Source organism: Curtobacterium sp. AC273, assembly GCF_979253735.1.
In genome coordinates this window covers 1-14,891 of sequence record NZ_CEEDDU010000004.1, presented here as the reverse complement: position 1 = coordinate 14,891, position 14,891 = coordinate 1, and the positions used below count along the sequence as shown (strand labels likewise).

The 14,891-nt window shown below is 72.3% G+C and carries 6 protein-coding genes and 4 pseudogenes; 7 read left to right on the top strand and 3 right to left on the bottom strand.

Features of this window, described 5'->3' with window-relative positions:
* The first annotated feature begins 66 nt into the window (after window positions 1-66).
* The 3 genes and pseudogenes from ACZ8AI_RS05835 (at window position 67) to ACZ8AI_RS05825 (ending at window position 3,683) form a co-directional block, all read left to right on the top strand.
* Complete coding sequence (locus tag ACZ8AI_RS05835; protein WP_071290604.1) at window positions 67-894, top strand: purine-nucleoside phosphorylase; 828 nt, start codon at window positions 67-69, stop codon at window positions 892-894.
* Window positions 891-2,540, top strand: a pseudogene (locus ACZ8AI_RS05830) (phospho-sugar mutase). The gene ACZ8AI_RS05835 and the pseudogene ACZ8AI_RS05830 overlap by 4 nt, the downstream one beginning before the upstream one ends.
* A 600-nt stretch (window positions 2,541-3,140) precedes the next feature.
* Entirely contained in the window at window positions 3,141-3,683 is a 543-nt protein-coding gene (locus tag ACZ8AI_RS05825) for a hypothetical protein (RefSeq protein WP_464857236.1), read from the top strand.
* A gap of 110 nt (window positions 3,684-3,793) precedes the next feature.
* Here the strand turns inward: ACZ8AI_RS05825 and ACZ8AI_RS05820 are convergent.
* Window positions 3,794-5,571: pseudogene (locus ACZ8AI_RS05820) on the bottom strand (acetyl/propionyl/methylcrotonyl-CoA carboxylase subunit alpha).
* A 79-nt stretch (window positions 5,572-5,650) separates the two neighbouring features.
* Complete coding sequence (locus ACZ8AI_RS05815; RefSeq protein WP_464857234.1) at window positions 5,651-6,508, bottom strand: Maf family protein; 858 nt, start codon at window positions 6,506-6,508, stop codon at window positions 5,651-5,653.
* Between the two features lie 82 nt (window positions 6,509-6,590).
* On the opposite strand from ACZ8AI_RS05815, the gene ACZ8AI_RS05810 reads away from it, so the two are divergent.
* The 3 genes and pseudogenes from ACZ8AI_RS05810 (at window position 6,591) to ACZ8AI_RS05800 (ending at window position 11,169) form a co-directional block, all read left to right on the top strand.
* Window positions 6,591-7,850 carry a class I SAM-dependent RNA methyltransferase gene (locus ACZ8AI_RS05810; protein ID WP_464857232.1) on the top strand — a complete coding sequence of 420 codons (1,260 nt, stop codon included), beginning with the start codon at window positions 6,591-6,593 and terminating at the stop codon, window positions 7,848-7,850.
* 164 nt (window positions 7,851-8,014) lie between these two features.
* Window positions 8,015-8,781 (top strand): annotated as a pseudogene (locus tag ACZ8AI_RS05805) (response regulator transcription factor).
* 291 nt (window positions 8,782-9,072) lie between these two features.
* Window positions 9,073-11,169 carry an ATP-binding protein gene (locus ACZ8AI_RS05800; protein ID WP_464857230.1) on the top strand — a complete coding sequence of 699 codons (2,097 nt, stop codon included), beginning with the start codon at window positions 9,073-9,075 and terminating at the stop codon, window positions 11,167-11,169.
* 615 nt (window positions 11,170-11,784) lie between these two features.
* Here ACZ8AI_RS05800 and ACZ8AI_RS05795 read toward each other — a convergent pair.
* A pseudogene (locus ACZ8AI_RS05795) lies at window positions 11,785-13,829 on the bottom strand (acyl-CoA carboxylase subunit beta).
* A 152-nt stretch (window positions 13,830-13,981) separates the two neighbouring features.
* Here ACZ8AI_RS05795 and ACZ8AI_RS05790 point away from each other — a divergent pair.
* Window positions 13,982-14,680: a biotin--[acetyl-CoA-carboxylase] ligase gene (locus tag ACZ8AI_RS05790; protein ID WP_464857228.1), complete on the top strand. Its 699-nt coding sequence runs from the start codon at window positions 13,982-13,984 to the stop codon at window positions 14,678-14,680.
* Window positions 14,681-14,891 lie beyond the last annotated feature (211 nt).

The following is a 14,891-nucleotide window of genomic DNA, read 5'->3' as shown; positions in this document are numbered from 1 at the left end:
GGCGAGATCACGGCCGCGGTCGACCGGGCGCTCGGGGAGCACTGGAGCGCCCCCCAGAGTTGGGGCATGAGCACCGAGAACCCGCTGAACGACCCCGCTGCCGACCCGTTCGAGGTCGCCCGCGACGCCGCCGCCGTCATCGCCGCGAAGTCCGGGATCGAGCGCCACGACATCGCCCTCACCCTCGGTTCCGGCTGGGGCAAGGCCGCGGACCTCATCGGCGAGACCGTGTCCGAGATCCCCGCGTCGGAGGTCCCCGGCTTCAGCGCCTCGGCCGTCCCCGGGCACTCCGGCACCGTCCGCTCGATCCGCCTCGCCGACGGCCGCCACGCGCTCGTCATCGGCGCCCGGACGCACTACTACGAAGGGCACGGCGTCCGCCGCGTCGTGCACAGCGTCCGGACCGCCGCGGCGACCGGTGCGTCGATCATGGTCCTCACGAACGGTGCCGGCGGCATCAAGGAGCACTGGACGCCGGGCACGCCCGTGCTCATCAGCGACCACATCAACCTCACCGCGGACAGCCCGCTCGAGGGCGCCACGTTCGTCGACCTGACCGACCTGTACTCGGCACGGCTGCGCGCGGTCGCGAAGTCCGTCGACGCGTCCCTCGACGAGGGCGTGTACACGCAGTTCCGCGGTCCCCACTACGAGACCCCGGCCGAGGTGCAGATGGCGAAGACCATCGGCGGCCACATCGTCGGCATGTCCACCGCGCTCGAGGCCATCGCCGCCCGTCAGGCCGGCATGGAGATCCTCGGCTTCTCGCTCATCACGAACCTCGCCGCAGGCATCCAGAAGACGCCGCTGTCGCACACCGAGGTGCTCGAGGCCGGCAAGCAGGCCGAGCCGGTGATCGCGGACCTGCTCGCCCGCGTGGTGACGGCGCTGTGAGCGTCGTCGACACCGCCAGGGCCTGGATCGAGCAGGACCCGGACGACGAGACCCGCGCCGAGCTGCAGCAGCTCGTCGACGCCGGGGACACGGACGAACTCGACGCCCGGTTCGCGGGACGGCTGCAGTTCGGCACCGCTGGGCTCCGCGCCGAGCTCGGCGCCGGACCGCTCCGGATGAACCGCGTCGTCGTCACGCAGGCAGCGGCCGGGCTGGCACGCTTCCTCATCGACACCGGCCGGCAGCAGAGCGTGGTCATCGGGTACGACGGCCGCGTGAACTCCGACGTGTTCGCCCGCGACTCCGCCGAGGTCATGCGCGGCCTCGGGCTCGAGGTCACCCTGCTGCCGTCGGCGCTCCCCACCCCGTGCTCGCCTTCGCGGTGCGGCACCTCGGCGTCGGTGCCGGCGTCATGGTGACGGCGAGCCACAACCCGCCGCGGGACAACGGCTACAAGGTGTACCTCGGTGGCGACGACGACGGCTCGCAGATCGTGCCGCCGGTCGACGGCCTCATCGCGGACGCCATCGACGCCGTCGCGGCCGGGTCGATCAGCGACATCGCCCGCGGGACCGACTACACCGTCGCCACGAATGCGCTCGTCGACGCCTACGTGGCTGCCACGGCCGCGACGGTGACCGCGCCCGTCCTCGCACCCGCCGACCAGCCCAAGGTCGTCTACACGGCCATGCACGGCGTCGGGTGGCAGACGGCGCGCGCGGTGTTCGCCGCCGCCGGGTTCGCGGAGCCCGAGGTGGTGCCGGAGCAGATCGAGCCGGACGGCGCGTTCCCGACGGTCTCGTTCCCCAACCCGGAGGAACCCGGCGCGATGGACCTGGCGATCGCCCGCGGTGTCGCGGTCGGCGCTGACCTCGTCATCGCGAACGACCCCGACGCCGACCGGCTCGCGCTGGCCATCCCCGTCGGGTCCGGTTCTGGTTCCGGTGTGCCGTCGTTCCGTCGGCTCTCCGGCAACGAGGTCGGCTGGTTGCTCGGGTGGCGTGCTGCCGCCCGTGCCGCTGCGGCCGGCACCACCGGCCACGCTCGCGGCGTCGATCGTGTCGTCACCGGCGCTGTCCCGCGTCGCCGCGCGGCACGGCCTGGGGTACCGGGACACCCTGACCGGCTTCAAGTGGGTGTCACGCGTGCCGGACCTGCTCTTCGGCTACGAGGAGGCGCTCGGCTACCTCGTCGACCCGTCGGTCGTCCGCGACAAGGACGGCATCTCGGCAGCGCTCGACCTGCTGTCCCTCGCCGACGAGCTCGCGGCCGCCGGCTCGACCATCGCGGATCACCTCGAGGCCTTCGCCGCGGAGTTCGGGGCGTTCGCCTCCGGGCAGGTCGCGACCCGCGTGGACGACCTCTCGCGCATCGGGGAGATCATGGCGTCGCTGCGGTCCGCGGCGCCGACGTCGCTGGGCGGCCTCGACGTCACCGCGACGACGGACTACCTCGACGGGGTGGAGGGCTTCCCGCCCTCGGACATCCTGCGCTACGACCTCACCGGTGACGCGCGGGTGATCGTCCGCCCGAGCGGCACCGAGCCGAAGGTGAAGGTCTACATCGACACGGTGGCGTCCACCCCCGCCGAGGCCCAGTCGCTCGTCGACGCCCTGGCCGCCGCGGTCCGCCCGCTGGTGTCGTAGCGCGCTCGGCGGCGCGCGGGCGCGGGCGCCGTCGGCCACGCTGCTCCGAACCACGAATCCGACATCGAACCGGGCCGATTCCCCAGTTCGATGTCCGGATTCGTGGTTCCAACGGCCAGGTGGACCGTTGCTGTGGCATCGACACACTTCTCCCACAGGATGAGCGCGGGTCGACTGCGGGGCCCGATCGTCTCGCATGCTCGGGTCGTGCCTGTGCCTGACGTCTTCACCGTCCACCCCGATCCGTCGACCGCGCGAGCCCAGCATCGAGCACTCAGGAGCGGGGCGCTGATCCGAGTGGCTCACGGCTCCTTCGTCGTCCGCGAGCAGTGGGACCAGGCCACCGTCTGGGAGCAGCACATTGCACGAGCGACGGCAGTCCAGGCGTCTGCCCCTCGCACGGTCGTGTCCCACGCATCGGCGGTCATCGCCCACCGTCTGCCGTGGATCCTGCCCGTGCCCGACCGCGTCACCGTTCTCGATCCGGCGAGAGGGACCGCGCAACGGACTCGATTCGCTGACAAGTCCGCTGGCGCTGGACGACCCGTCGGTTGCATCAGGATCAACGGTCTTCCGGTCACGACGCTGGCGCACACCGCGGTGGACGTCGCGCTTCGCTACGACCGTGGACGGGCACTCGCGGTGGCTGATGCCGTCCTGCGCCGCGGGATCGCGGGAACGGCGCTCGAATCGGAGCTGGCGTCCCGCGGCTCCGTCCGTGCACATCGGCGTGCTCGGCAGGTGCTGGAGCTCGCATCTCCGCTGTCGGAATCAGCGGGCGAGAGCGTCACGAACCTCGTGATGCGGGACGTCGGATGTCCGCCGGCGATCCAGCAGCACGAGTTCCGCGATTCGTCCGGGCCCATCGGTCGAGTGGACTTCTGGTTCCCGGACCAGGGGGTCATCGTCGAGTTCGACGGCCTCGTCAAGTACCGTGACCCGTCGATGCGCTACGGTCGATCCGCCGAGGACGTCGTCATCGCGGAGAAGATCCGGGAGGACCGTCTCCGCGCCCTGCCGGAGGTGCGACGCGTCGTCCGACCGGTCTGGCACGACGTCGAGGCCGGCGGACGACTCCCCAGCATGCTCCGTGACGCCGGTCTCCCGGTCCGTCGCGCCGTCCGAACGGCTCCAGCCTGGTGAGTACGGCGAGGTCGAACCACGGATCCGACGTCGAACCAGCCGAGTAGGGCGGTTCGATGTCGGATTCGTGGTTCGAAAGCGGATAGCCGCGCCGCGCACGGCCCCGCGCCCTACGCCAGCTCGAGCAGCACGTGGCCGGACGAGATCGTCTGGCCGACGGGGGCGTTGAGCCCGGTGACGACGCCGTCGCGCGGCGCCTGCACGGGCTGTTCCATCTTCATGGCCTCGAGGACGACGAGCAGGTCGCCCTTCACCACGGTGTCACCCTCGGCGACCGCGGTCTTCACCACGGTGGCCTGCATCGGCGACGTGACCGAGCCGGACGAGGCCAGACCGCCACGCACGCCGGACGTCCGGCGCTTCGGGGAAGCGGACGGGCCGGCCGGGCGCCGACCCGCGGCGCCGGCAGCCGCCACCGACGATCGACGGCATCGTGACCTCGATGCGCTTGCCCTGCACCTCGACGACGACCGACTCGCGGGCCGCGGGCTCCGGGAGCGTCTCCGGCGAACCACTCCACGCCGGGATGTCGTTGTCGAAGTCGGTCTCGATCCACTGCGTGTAGATGCTGAACGGCGAGTCGTCGGGGGTCGCGAACGCCGGGTCGGACACGACGGCACGGTGGAAGGGCAGCACGGTCGGCAGCCCGGTGACCTCGAACTCGGCGAGGGCGCGACGCGAACGCTCCAGGGCCTCGGCGCGCGTGGCACCGGTGACGATGAGCTTCGCGAGCATGGAGTCGAACGAGCCGGAGACGACGTCGCCGGAGACCACGCCGGAGTCGACCCGGACGCCGGGGCCGGACGGCGCGTTGAACGCGTGCACGGGGCCGGGCGCGGGGAAGAAGTTGCGGCCCGGGTCCTCGCCGTTGATGCGGAACTCGAACGAGGTGGCCGCGCGCGACGGGGTCCTCGTAGTCGAGCACGCCACCCTCGGCGATGCGGAACTGCTCGCGCACCAGGTCGATGCCGGTGACCTCTTCGGAGACGCAGTGCTCGACCTGCAGGCGGGTGTTCACCTCGAGGAACGAGACGGTGCCGTCGGCGCCGATCAGGAACTCGCAGGTGCCGGCGCCGACGTAGCCGACCTCGCGGAGGATCGCCTTCGACGACTCGTACAGGCGCTCCGTCTGGGCGTCGGTCAGGTACGGGGCCGGCGCTTCTTCGACGAGCTTCTGGTGCCGACGCTGGAGCGAGCAGTCGCGCGTCGAGACGACGACGACGTTGCCGTGCTCGTCGGCGAGGCACTGCGTCTCGACGTGGCGCGGCTTGTCGAGGTACTTCTCGACGAAGCACTCGCCGCGGCCGAACGCCGCGATCGCCTCACGCGTCGCGGACTCGAAGAGCTCCTCGACCGAGGCACGGTCGCGCACGACCTTCAGACCACGACCGCCACCGCCGAACGCCGCCTTGATCGCGACGGGCAGACCGACCTGGTCGACGAAGTCGAAGACCTCGGACACGTCCTGCACGGGCTCGATCGTGCCGGGGGCGAGCGGTGCGCCGACCTTCTCGGCCACGTGGCGCGCGGAGACCTTGTCACCGAGCTGTTCGATGGACGCCGGCGACGGGCCGATCCAGGTGAGGCCGGCGTCGATGACGGCGCGGGCGAAGTCGGCGTTCTCGGCGAGGAACCCGTACCCGGGGTGCACGGCGTCGGCGCCGGACCTCCTGGCGACGGAGATGATCTTGTCGATGACGAGGTAGGTGTCGGCGCTCGTGGTGCCGTTCAGCGCGTAGGCCTCGTCAGCGAGGCGGGCGTGGAGGGCGTCACGGTCCTGGTCGGCGTAGACCGCCACCGAAGCCTTGCCTGCGTCGCGGGCCGCGCGGATGATGCGGACGGCGATCTCGCCGCGGTTCGCGATGAGGACCTTGCTGATACGGGGCATGAGACATCAGCGTATTCGTGCGGCGGGGGTGTGAATTGACTGGCACCCACAAAGAACCACCCCGAACAAGTGCGGATGTCTACAGCGACCACAGGTCGTGCCAGGCGATGCCGAAGCCCCGCAGGAGCATCGAGCGGAGCACCGGCAGGGACAATCCGACCACGGCCGAGGGGGCGCCGTCGATCCGGGTGATGTACGCGGCGGCCCGTCCGTCGATGGTGAAGGCGCCCGCGACCTCGAGCGGCTCGCCCGTCGCGACGTACGCGTCGATCTCCTCGGATGACATGTCGTCGGCGAAGGTGAGCACCGCGCTGTCGACCGCGACGACGCGGTCGCCGGAGGCGACGAGCCCGGACCCACCGGGCGCGACGTCGCCGAACGACCCGGCCAGGCCCAGCGGCCCGCCGCCCGACGCGTCCACGGTGCGGACGGGAGGCACGGTGCCGGCCCGCCCCGCGCCTCCAGGCCCGCCATCGGCGACGGACCGGCCGTCGGCGACGGACCCGCCGTCGGCGACGGACCCGCCCTCGGCGACGGACCGGCCATCGGCGACGGACCGGGCATCGGCGACGGACCGGCCATCGGTGACGGACCCGCCATCGGTGACGGACCCGCCATCGGTGACCGACCCGGACACGCGCCGGTCGATGACGCAGTGTCCGCTCCACAGCGTGCCGCCGCCGGCGGCGAGCATCTGCCGCCACCGCTCCCGCGCGACCTCGGGGTCGTGGGGCTTGCCGTACAGGACGCCGTCGACCTCGAAGGCGGAGTCCCCGCCGAACACGAAGCCGTCGACGGGGGCGGTGGCGTCCGCGACGGCAGCGGCCTTCGCCTCGGCCAGCATCGCGACCAGCTCCGGACCGGTCAGCGCACGGCCCAGGGCCGACACGGTCGCGGCGACGGCGGCGTCCTCGTCGACCCCGGGCGCGACGAGCACCGGCTCGATCCCGGTCTGGGCGAGGAGGGCTCGGCGGGCGGGGAGGTACTCGCGAGGTACAGACGCATGGGAACATCGAACCATGGGTGAATCCGTCGGCACGCTGCTCGAACTCGACGTCACCGGGATCGCCCACGGCGGCATCTCGGTGGCACGGCACGAGGGGCGTGTGGTGTTCGTGTCGGACGCGATCCCCGGCGAACGCGTCGTGGCCCGGGTGACCGAGGACCGCAAGAAGTCGTTCTGGCGCGCCGACACCGTGTCGGTCGTCACGCCGAGCGAGCACCGCGTGGACCACGTGTGGCCGGAAGCCGCCCTCGACCGCGACCCGGCCGACCGCGCGGGCGGTGCCGAGTTCGGGCACATCGCGCTCGCCCACCAGCGCACGCTGAAGCACGACGTCCTGGTGGACTCGTTCGCGCGCTTCGCCCGGACCGACCTCGCGGACGTGCTCGGACACGACGTGGTCGTCGAGGCCGCGCCCGGCGACGACGAGGCGAACGGCACCGGCTGGCGCACCCGCGTCCGCCTGCACGTCGACGAGGACGGCACCGCCGGGCCCTTCGCCTCCCGGTCGCACACCGTCGTGCCGGTCGCGTCCCTGCCGCTCGCGACCCGGGTGGTGCAGGACAGCGCGCCGCTCGGTCGCGGCGCGATGCCGGGTGCATCGGTCGTCGACGTCCTCGCACCGAGCGGCTCCGAGGGGGCCCGGCTGGTCATCGACGAGCAGAAGCCCACGGTCGTCACCGAGCGCGTGGGGGAGCGCGCGTTCCAGGTCGACGACAACGGTTTCTGGCAGGTGCACCGTGCCGCGCCGGCCGTCCTGACCGCCGCGGTGCAGGACCTCGTCGACCGTGAGCGACTCGACCCCGAGGGGCAGCACCTCGACCTCTACGGCGGCGTCGGCCTGCTCGCCGCGGCGCTCGGCGACCTGGTGGGCCCGAAGGCGCGGCTCACGAGCGTCGAGAGCGCCCCCCGCGCCACCGAGCACGCGCAGGAGAACCTCGTCGAGTGGATCGGCGCCCGTGCCGAGACCGGCCGCGTCGACCGGTGGCTGCAGCGCACCGTCGCCGCGCTCTCGCAGGGCGAGCGGCAGCGGTACCGCGCCGGCACGATCGTGCTCGACCCGCCCCGGTCCGGCGCCGGCCGCGAGGTCGTCGTGCAGATCGCCGCGCTCCAGCCGGCCCAGGTCGTCTACGTGGCCTGCGACCCGGTCGCGCTGGCCCGCGACGTCGCGACCTTCGCGGACCTCGGGTACCGCCTGGAGGCACTCCGCGCCTTCGACCTCTTCCCGCACACCCACCACCTGGAGGCCGTGGCGCGCCTGGCGCCGGTCACCTGACGGTGGTCACGGGTCGGCCCGGGCGCGGTGCGCGCGTCGGGTCGTCTGGGGTCGGCCGGGTGCGGTACTCGCCGGGCCGCTTGTCGCGTCCTGCAACACGCTCCGCCGTGTCGCGACGGGATCGCGCCGCTGCCTGAGTCCGACCTGGGTATCCTTGGTCGGTGATGGCTCCCCGGTTTCAGGGCCGGGGGTGCGCATCGACGAGAGAGGCCACCGTGGCAACAGACACGACCACCACCGGAACGACCGGACTGGCGACCAAGCCCGTCCGTGTCGCGATCGTCGACGACCACGAGTCCGTGCGACTCGGGATCCAGGCAGCGTGCCAGAACGAGGGGTTCGAGGTGGTCCTCACCGCCGCGAGCGTGCCCGAGTACATCGAGCACCTCGACGGGCGTGAGGTCGACGTCGTCGTCCTCGACCTGTCGCTGGGCGACGGCTCCACAAGTGACCGCGAACGTGAAGGGTGTTCAGGGCACCGGTTCCGCGGTCCTCGTGCACTCCATCGCCGACCGCGTCGCGAACGTGCGAAGGCGCTGGCCGCCGGGGCTGCGGGCGTGATCCCGAAGTCCTCGGCGACGAAGACCAGTGATGGCCGCCGTCGCGACGGTCGCTCGCGGTGACGTGCTCAACAACCTCGAGTGGGCGAGTGCGATCGACGCCGACCGGGACTTCGCGAAGGCACAGCTCGGGCGACGTGAGCGCGAGATCCCTCCACCTCTACGCCTCGGGCCTGCCGCTCAAGCTCGCCGCGCAGCAGCTCGGCATCGGCTACTCGACGGCGCGCGAGTACCTCGACCGCATCCGCGTGAAGTACGTCGAGGTCGGTCGCCCGGCCCCGACGAAGGTCGACCTCCTCCGCCGTGCGGTCGAGGACGGCATCCTGCCCGGGCTCGACTCGGGGATCGACCCCGACGGCGACGGTCGCTGAGCACGATGGCTGCGGCTGACGCGGCACCCACGTCCGGATCGGCGCGTGCCACCCGGTCGACCGGTCGGGTCGCCCGGGTGGGCTCCGCGCCGCGGATCGGCGCCGAGGGCGGTGGCGACGCGCCGTTCGGCGCCGACCCGTCGCGGAGCGTCCGCGCCACCATCACGCAGGCCTCGGTCGAACGCGCGTTCGCGATCCTCATCGCCGTCGCGGCGCTCGGCTTCGGTGCCACCACGGTGCCCGCCGTCCTCAACCAGCTGCCGTACCTCGACCCCGTGTGGGGTCCCGGTCGTGGCGTGCGGGCTCGCGGCGTCGTTCCTGTTCATCGGTGCGTCGGTGTTCATCCGACCGGTCGCGCAGCTCGCACAGATCCTCTGCGCGCTGCTGTTCCTCGTCGCGCTGGTGACGTGGCCGTTGACCGTGCAGGAGCCGATCCCGTCGGACCAGGTGCCCTGGCCGTGGTGGCTCTGCACGGTCGGCTCGACCGCCGCCGCCATGGGCTTCGCGCCGTGGCGGGCGACCGTGTACACCGCACTCGTTCCCACCGTGTACGTCGTCATCCGGCTCACCCCGGTCGGCGGCGACGCCGGGTTCCGGGCGCTCCTCGACGGCGTCTACACGGCGATCCTCAGTGGTGCCGTCCTCGTCATCGCGGTCGTGCTGCGCCGTGCGGCCACGGCGGTGGACGCCGCACAGGCCACCGCCGTCCGCCGCTACTCGCACGCCATCCGGGAGCACGCGACCGAGGTCGAGCGCGTCCAGGTCGACGCGATCGTGCACGACAGCGTCCTCACCACGCTGTTGTCCGCCGCCCGCGCCGAGACCCGTGACGCCGAGATGCTCGCCGCACGGATGGCACGGAACGCCATCGACCACCTCGAGGGCGGCCGCCTCCGACGACCCCGCCGGTGCCGCCGCCGGTATCCCTCGCCGACCTCCGTGCCCGGATCGCCGACGCCGTGGGCGCGCTGGCCGCCCCCCCCCCCCCCGGTCCGCGTGCAGGGCGAGCGTGCAGGCAGCGTCCGGATCCCCGCCACCGTCGCCGACGCGCTCGCCTCCGCGGCGCTGCAGGCGGCCGTCAACAGCGTGCAGCACGCCGGGGGTGCCGAGGTCGACCGCTGGATCGTCGTCGAGCAGCACGGTGCCGGGGCCCGCGTCGAGGTCGGCGACGACGGTGCCGGGTTCGCGCTCGACGCGATCCCGGCCGAACGGCTCGGCGTCCGCCGGTCGATCATCGAGCGCGTGGTCGCGGTCGACGGGCACGCCGAGGTCGTCACCGCTCCCGGGGACGGCACCCGTGTCCGACTCGACTGGGTACCCGCGAAGGGGGCGGCACGCATGAAGGTCTCCATCCCCGCCGGCGTCGCGATCGGCCTCGCGGCACTGTTCTCCGTCTACCACCTGCTCCTCGCCGCCACCACGCTGCCCCGCGTCCTCGATGCCGGTCCCGTGGTCGCGTGCATGGTCCTCTACGCCGCCGCGACGGGCGTCGCGCTCTTCGTGTCCGGCCGGACGCTGCCGATCTGGGCGACGTGCTTCGCGCTCGCGACCGCGGTCGTCATGCCGGTCGTCGCGTCGCCGGTGGTCGAGCTCCGTTCCGGCCCCTCGTACAGCACCTGGTGGATCGCCGCGGTCGGCACCCTGATGGTGGTGCTCGTCGTCCGTGGGCGCGGGCCGTTCGCGTGGATCGGCGTCGGGTTCCTCGCCGTGCACACCGTCGCGTGGGCGGGCCTCGGCGCGCTCGGGTCCCTCGGGGTGCTCGGCAGCGTGTCCTGGGTGGCGATCGCCACCGGGTTCGCCTTCGCGATGAACCGTGCGACCCGGGTCACCCGGGACTTCGTCCGTGCCGAGCAGGAGACGGCGGACTGGCAGGCGGCGCAGGACGCGCACGTGTTCGAGCGGCAGTTCCGGCTCAGCCAGACGACGCGGATGGCGCTGCCGATGCTGCAACGGATCATCGACACCGGTGGCGACCTCGACGACGCCGAGCGGGCCGAGTGCCTGCACCTCGAGCAGGCCATCCGCGACGAGATCCGTGGCCGGTCCCTGCTGTCGGAGGACGTCCGCGAGGAGGTCATGCGCCTCCGCCGCCGTGGCGCCACGGTCCAGCTGCACGACGACGGTGGGCTCGACGACCTCGAGATCGACGACCTGCGCCGGGTGCACGCCCGGATCGCCGAGGCGCTGCGCCAAGCCCGCGAGGCCGACAACGTCATCGTCCGCACCGTGTCCGAGGGCTCCGACTCGGCGGTCACCGTCGTGGGGCTCCGGCTCGACCTGGCGGCGAGCGAGTCTGCGGCGCTCGGGGCGGGCGTCGACGACGACGACGGCGACGAGGACGACTCCGTGGTGGTCTGGCTGGAGATCCCGCGGCACGTGCCCGCGTAGCGGCTGGCGCTGCGGGGGGTGGCGGTCGCTGGCGGTGGCGCTGACGAGCCGGTCGGTGGCGCCGATCGCCATGCCGGTCGGTGGTCGCTGGTGTCGCCGTGCCGTTGGCCGTGCCCGATCGGTGCGTGCGCTTCGTGCGACGAACCACGCGTCGATCGACTGGTGCGGCGTCGGAACATGCACACGCACTCGTCGCGTGCGCATGAGACGACAAACCACGCGTCGATCGACTGGTGCGGGGTCGCAACATGCGTGTACATGTTTCGACGACGACGACGACGACGACGACCGCCACGACGACGACGACGACCGCCACGACGACGACGACGACCGCCACGACGACGACGACGACCGCCACGACGACGACGACGACCGCCACGACGACGACCGCCCGACCGCCCGCCGCGGCGGCACGGCGACGCACACACCGGAAACGGGGAACGGGCCGGTCGGAATCCGACCGGCCCGTTCACGACCCGAGTCTGAGCGACAACCCGAATATCGCCCTGACTCGTAGCTGGTGGTGGCTTCGTACCCTAGTCGGCCACCGCCTGCGATGTTCTTCGTGAGAAGGACACCGAACAACAACTACTATGCCTGCCGCCAACTGGTCTGTCAGTCGTCATTATGGGGGACAAATCGTGCGATTTCAGACTCCGTCGACCACAGATGTCCCCCGTCTGGAGGGGAGACCGACCGGGAAGTGCACCCTGCAACGCTGCGGGTGACTCGATACCCAGGGTACATGGTCACCCGTGCGTGCCGGGTCGCGCAAGGCCCCGGCGACGTCGACGCGCGGTCGTGCGCAAGACGGACGGTGCCGGCCTCAGCGCAGCGAGCGCCCCCAGGCCCCCGGCACCGTGCTCGAGCGGCCGGCGCAGCCCGCGCGCGGACACGTCCCACCCGGTGCGCGGCGAGACGATGACCTCGGGCCGGCCGAGCGACGCCGCCTCGTCCGCCTGCCGTTGCAGGACGGCGACGACGGCGGCGAGCTCCTCGGGCGTCGGGTCGCCGGAGACGACGCGGACGTCCGCTCCGACCGAAGGGGCTTCCTCGGCAGGCAAGGCGGGAGGCGGGGACAGCGGGGACGGCGGCGGCGTGGCGGCCCATCAGCGCACGTCCTCCGCGGAACGGGTGCGCAGCATCACAGCGGGATGTTCCCGTGCTTCTTCGGCGGCAGCGAGGCCCGCTTGCCGCGGGCGCCCGGAGCGCCTTGATCACCGAGACGCGGGTGGCGTGCGGCTGGATGATCCCGTCGAGCTCACCGCGCTCGGCGGCCAGGTACGGCGACGCCACGTTGTAGGTGTACTCGTTCGCGAGCTTGGCACGCACGGCGGCCACGTCCTCGCCGGACTCCTCGGCGCGCTTGATCTCGGCGCGGTACAGGATGTTGACGGCGCCCTGACCACCCATGACGGCGATTTCGGCGGTCGGCCACGCGAGGTTGATGTCGGCGCCGAGCTGCTTCGAGCCCATCACGATGTAGGCGCCGCCGTAGGCCTTGCGCGTGATGACGGTGACGAGCGGCACGGTGGCCTCGGCGTAGGCGTAGAGGAGCTTCGCGCCGCGGCGGATGACACCGGTCCACTCCTGGTCGGTGCCGGGCAGGTAGCCGGGGACGTCGACGAGGGTGAGGATCGGGATGCCGAACGCGTCGCAGAACCACACGAAGCGGGCGGCCTTCTCGCCGGCGTCGATGTTGAGCGTGCCGGCCATGGCCTGCGGCTGGTTCGCGATGATGCCGACCGTGCGGCCCTCGACCCGGCCGAAGCCGATCAGGATGTTCGGCGCGAAGAGCGGCTGGACCTCGAGGAACTCGCCGTCGTCGACGAGGTGCTCGATGATCGTCGTGACGTCGTACGGCTGGTTCGCCGAGTCGGGATCACGACGTCGAGCTCGTGGTCGGCGTCGGTGGTCTCGAGCTCCGGTGCGACGTCGTAGGCGGGCGGGTCGGACAGGTTGTTGTCCGGCAGGAAGCCGATGAGCGACCGGGCGTAGTCGAGGGCGTCGCTTTCGTCCTCGGCGAGGTAGTGCGCCACCCCGGAGACGGCGTTGTGCGTCTGGGCACCGCCGAGCTCCTCGAAGCCGACGTCCTCGCCGGTGACGGTCTTGATGACGTCGGGCCCGGTGACGAACATGTGGCTGGTCTTGTCGACCATGATCACGAAGTCGGTGAGGGCGGGGGAGTACACCGCGCCGCCGGCCGCCGGGCCCATCACGATGGAGAGCTGCGGGATGACCCCGGACGCCTGGGTGTTGAGGCGGAAGATCTCGCCGTACTTGCCGAGGGCGACGACGCCTTCCTGGATGCGGGCGCCGCCGGGGTCGAGGATGCCGATGATCAGCACGCCGGTCTTGATGGCGTGCTGCATGACCTTGATGATCTTCTCGCCGGCGACCTCGCCGAGCGAGCCGCCGAAGACGGTGAAGTCCTGCGCGTACACCGCGACGTTCCGGCCGTGGATGGTGCCGACGCCGGTGACGACCGCGTCACCGTAGGGCCGCTTGGCGTCCATGCCGAAGGCGGTGGTGCGGTGGCGGACGAACTCGTCGAACTCCACGAAGGAGTTCTCGTCGAGCAGCTGCTCGATCCGTTCGCGCGCCGTGCCCTTGCCCTTCGCGTGCTGCTTGGCGATCGCGGCCTCGCCCGCGGCGGTCACTGCTTCGTGGTACCGCTCGCGGAGGTCGGCGAGCCGGCCGGCCGTCGTCGAGAGATCGGGGGTGTCTCCTGAAGTCACCCGCTCACCCTACCGGCGGTGACGACGCGGTCGGTTGGAGGACCCCCACGGTTCCTGCCCGTACATTTGCGTGCATGTCCACACCCGCGTCGCCGTCGTTCCCGACCAGCCGAGCGGCCGTCGCCGCGACCGGCGCCGTGTTCACCACGCCGGCGACGACGGGTTCGACGAACGCCGACCTGCTCGCGGTCGCGCCGGAACAACCGCACGGCAGCGTGCTCGTCACGCTCGACCGGACGGCGGGGCGTGGCCGGCTGGACCGCTCCTGGACCGCCCCGGCCGGCGAGGCCCTCGCCGTCAGCCTGCTCGTCCGTGCCGACCTCGACGAGCGCGACCGCGGCTGGCTCCCGCTGGTGGCCGGTGCGGCGATGCGCGAGGCGGTCGCGGCAGTGCTGCCCGGCGACGACGAGGTCGCCGTGAAGTGGCCGAACGACGTGCAGGTCGAGGGCCGCAAGGTGTGCGGCATCCTCTGCCAGGTCGCCGCCGACGGCAGCGTCGTCGTCGGCGCCGGCGTGAACCTGACGATCCCCGCGGACCGGCTCCCGACCCCCACGTCGACCTCCACCTCGCTCGTGATCGCGGTGTGCGGTCGGGACCGCCGACGAGCTCGGCCGACCGGGTGCTGGTCGCCTTCCACCGCGCCGTCCTGGAGGCAGTGGCCGCCCTGGTCGCGGGCGGTCCGGACGCCGAGACGGTCCGGTCCCAACGTCCAGTCGGCACTGGGCAAGGCGTTGGCACGATCGGCGCTGTCCGGATCGCCGACACTACCGTGAGCGTGCGCCCGTAAAACGTGTGAGGCGGGCGCCGGGGGGGGGGGGGGACGCCACCGGCATCGACGACGAGGGCCGCATCACGATCCGGGATCGACAGGGATACTCCAGGGGCGTCGCGGTGGGGGACCTCACCCACCTGCGGTATGCATGACCGCATGACCGACGAGCCACCGCCCGAACGCGTCGTCGCGCGCCTGCGGCCGCACGCGCG